This is a genomic window from Streptomyces sp. NPDC047022, assembly GCF_040644155.1.
Taxonomy (GTDB): Bacteria; Actinomycetota; Actinomycetes; order Streptomycetales; family Streptomycetaceae; genus Streptomyces.
The window spans coordinates 1-2,680 of the sequence record NZ_JBEYVV010000086.1; the positions used below are offsets into that span (position 1 = coordinate 1).

Consider the following 2,680-nt stretch of genomic DNA (forward strand, 5'->3'; position numbering starts at 1 on the left):
CGGTATTCGGGCACGCTGGGCAAGGTCGGCAACTGCCAGATCGGTGTCAGCGTCCACGCCGCCTCGGACACCGCTTCGTGTCCGCTGTCGTGGCGGCTGTTTCTGCCCCCGAGCTGGGACGGGCCTGATGCAGTGGACCGGCGGTCCCGCTGCCGGATTCCCGAAGGCGAGCATCACCGGCCCAAGTGGCAGCTCGCTCTTGAGATGCTCGGTGAACTGGCCGCCCTGGGCTTACGGCCCGCGGTGCTGGTCGCAGACACCGGTTACGGCGCGAACGCCGGCTTCCGTCGCGCTTTGGAGGGACGGGGCCTGGCCTACGCGTTGCAGGTCAAGGGAGAGCTGACCGCCCATGCCGCATCGGCCGAGCCCTATGAGCCGCCTTACGGCGGGCTCGGGCCCCGGCCGCTGCCCCGCTATCGCACCCGGGCCGTGAGTCTGCGTGAACATGTCCTGGCTGCCGGGCGGGACCGGGCCGTGACGGTGACCTGGCGCAAAGGCTCCAAAGCAGCCATGGCCTCCCGTTTCGTGTTCTTGCAGGTCCGGCTGGCCGGGCGGCGGCCGAAGCCTGCCGCGGACGGTGTCATCGGACTGGTCCATCTGATCGCCCAGTGGCCCGAGGACGAGGCGGAGCCGGTGAAGTACTGGATCTCGAACCTGCCAGCCGACATTCCCGTCCGCGATCTGGTCCGGCTGGCGAAGTCACGCTGGCGCATTGAGCACGACTACCGGGAGCTGAAGACCGCTCTCGGACTCGATCACTTCGAAGGGCGCTCGTTCGTCGGCTGGCACCGGCACGTCACTCTCGTGACCGCCGCCCATCTCTTCCTGACCGAACAGCGGACCTGCCCAAAAGCCCCTGCCAGGGCCTGACCCTCTACCAGACCCTGGACCTTCTCCAGCACATCCTGGCTGCCTGGACCGGCACCTGCCCGACTTGCAGACAGCCCATCCCATGGCAGCCCTACGACACGACCTAACAAGGCCCTAATAGTGTGGCGTTCACTCGGCCCTGGCCACCTGGTACCGGCTGGACCGGCGCGGGAGTGCGTTTGGCGGCGCGGCTGACGATGGCCGTCTCGACATGGGTGATGCCCAGGCCGACCAGGTCGCGGGAGAGGAAGCCGTAGAGGGCTGTCAGGTCCGGGAAGTACGCGGCCGCGTGCAGGTTCGAGGGTCCCGACGTCGCGAACGCGCCGTGCACCGAGGGGTGGTCGGCCAGCGCCTGCCCGGCGGCGGCCAGATGGTCGGGGGCCACGTGGAGCAGCAGCTTGGCCTCGATGGGCAGCCCGAGGCGGCGCGGATCGACCAGGACCTGGGTGATCAGGCGGCCCTGGGCGGTCAGTTGGGCGAGGCGGCGGCGCACCGTGCTCTCCGGGTGGCCGGTTCGGGCGGCCAGGGCCGCGGCGGTCAGCCGCGCGTCGGGGGTGAGGGCGTCGATGAGGGACTGTTCCAGGGCGTCGGTGTCGACGCCGTACGGACCCGGAGAACCGGACGCCGTCGCCCCGGGGACCGGCTCGGCCGGGCTCAGCGCCGCGCGTTCGGGCACGGTCAGCACCTGGTGCCGCCACTCGGAGGTGAGCCGGAAGACGTGCAGGATCGTGGCGCTCTCCAGGGACGTCACCGCCTGGGTGGAGGGCAGCTGGCGGAAGACCAACGGGTCGCGTGAACCCGGCTCGGTGCGGGCAACCGCGAAGATCTCGTCACCCGAGGTGGTGATGTCGATGAACGGGATGTCCTCGCGGGCCGCGAGCGCGGCCACGATTGTGTCGAGCTTTCCACGAAGTACCCGGATGCGCAGGAACAGGGCCCCGGCCGATCCGCCGGCTCGCGGTCGCGCGACCGGTGAGACCACTACGCGCACGGTGCCGTCGGCGCCGAGCGCGTGCAGGCGGCGGCGAACGGTGGTGGAGCTGAGCCCCAGCACATGGGCCGCCCGCTCCGCGGTGAGGCGGCCGTCGCACTGCAGCGCGGCCACCAGCCGCTGATCCATGAGGCTCAGTACGGAATCCGCCGATGCGCGCGCCATGAAGGCAAGTTTCGCCCATTCCGTCGCCGTGCGGCACCCGTCTCGGGACCGTGCCCCAAGGATGGATGTCATCCGCCAGGGCGCCGCAGTCAACCGAGGATCGCGGGCCTGACATAGCATCACGAATACATGGAGGAACGGAATGAAGCGCAAAACGACCGCTCTGCTCGCGGTCGCCGGCATTGCCGCGGCGACCCAGATCGTGCTGGGAACCACGCCTGCGTCCGCCAACGCCCCCGCGTACCAGCTCAAGAACGTGGCCACGGGCAAGTGCATGCGGGGCGTCCGCTCCGGCTACACGTACGCCGTCACGATGGTGAAGTGCAACCGGAACGACGACAATCAGTGGTGGGGCGTCGTCCAGGGCCAGGTGCACGAGGTCTACGGGAGCCTCCACGACACGGACATCTGCCTGGCCGTCCCCAAGAGTGAAAAAGGTGACTTCCCCAAGGACGTCGACACGACGAGCTGCAACAACTACAAGACCTACTACCTGGGGATGAGCACGATCCCCAAGGCGAACAAGCCCACTACCCTCGGTACCGTCCCCGGATACATCGGACACTACGCCTCCGGTGACACCTACCTCAGCTGCTACCAGATCGACGGCAACTACACCAAGTGGCTCTGGGTGCCCTAGTGCTGGATTCCTCT

General features: G+C 68.7%; 3 protein-coding genes. 2 read left to right on the plus strand and 1 reads right to left on the minus strand.

The window, feature by feature from the left end:
• On the plus strand, window positions 1-870 hold an 870-nt coding region (locus tag ABZ845_RS31815; protein ID WP_360986990.1), incomplete at its 5' end, for an IS701 family transposase.
• A gap of 103 nt (window positions 871-973) precedes the next feature.
• Here ABZ845_RS31815 and ABZ845_RS31820 read toward each other — a convergent pair.
• A complete protein-coding gene (locus ABZ845_RS31820; protein WP_360986993.1) occupies window positions 974-2,026 on the minus strand; it encodes an Lrp/AsnC family transcriptional regulator in 1,053 nt (350 codons plus the stop codon).
• A 142-nt stretch (window positions 2,027-2,168) separates the two neighbouring features.
• Between ABZ845_RS31820 and ABZ845_RS31825 the strand changes: the two genes are divergently transcribed.
• A complete protein-coding gene (locus ABZ845_RS31825; RefSeq protein WP_360986996.1) occupies window positions 2,169-2,666 on the plus strand; it encodes a hypothetical protein in 498 nt (165 codons plus the stop codon).
• The last annotated feature ends 14 nt before the right edge of the window (window positions 2,667-2,680 follow it).

What these genes read in the sequence shown, in the direction of transcription:
- ABZ845_RS31820 (WP_360986993.1), bottom strand. Translation starts at nt 2,026, where the DNA reads ATGGCGCGCGCATCGGCGGATTCCGTACTGAGCCTCATGGATCAGCGG.
- ABZ845_RS31825 (WP_360986996.1), top strand. Translation starts at nt 2,169, where the DNA reads ATGAAGCGCAAAACGACCGCTCTGCTCGCGGTCGCCGGCATTGCCGCG.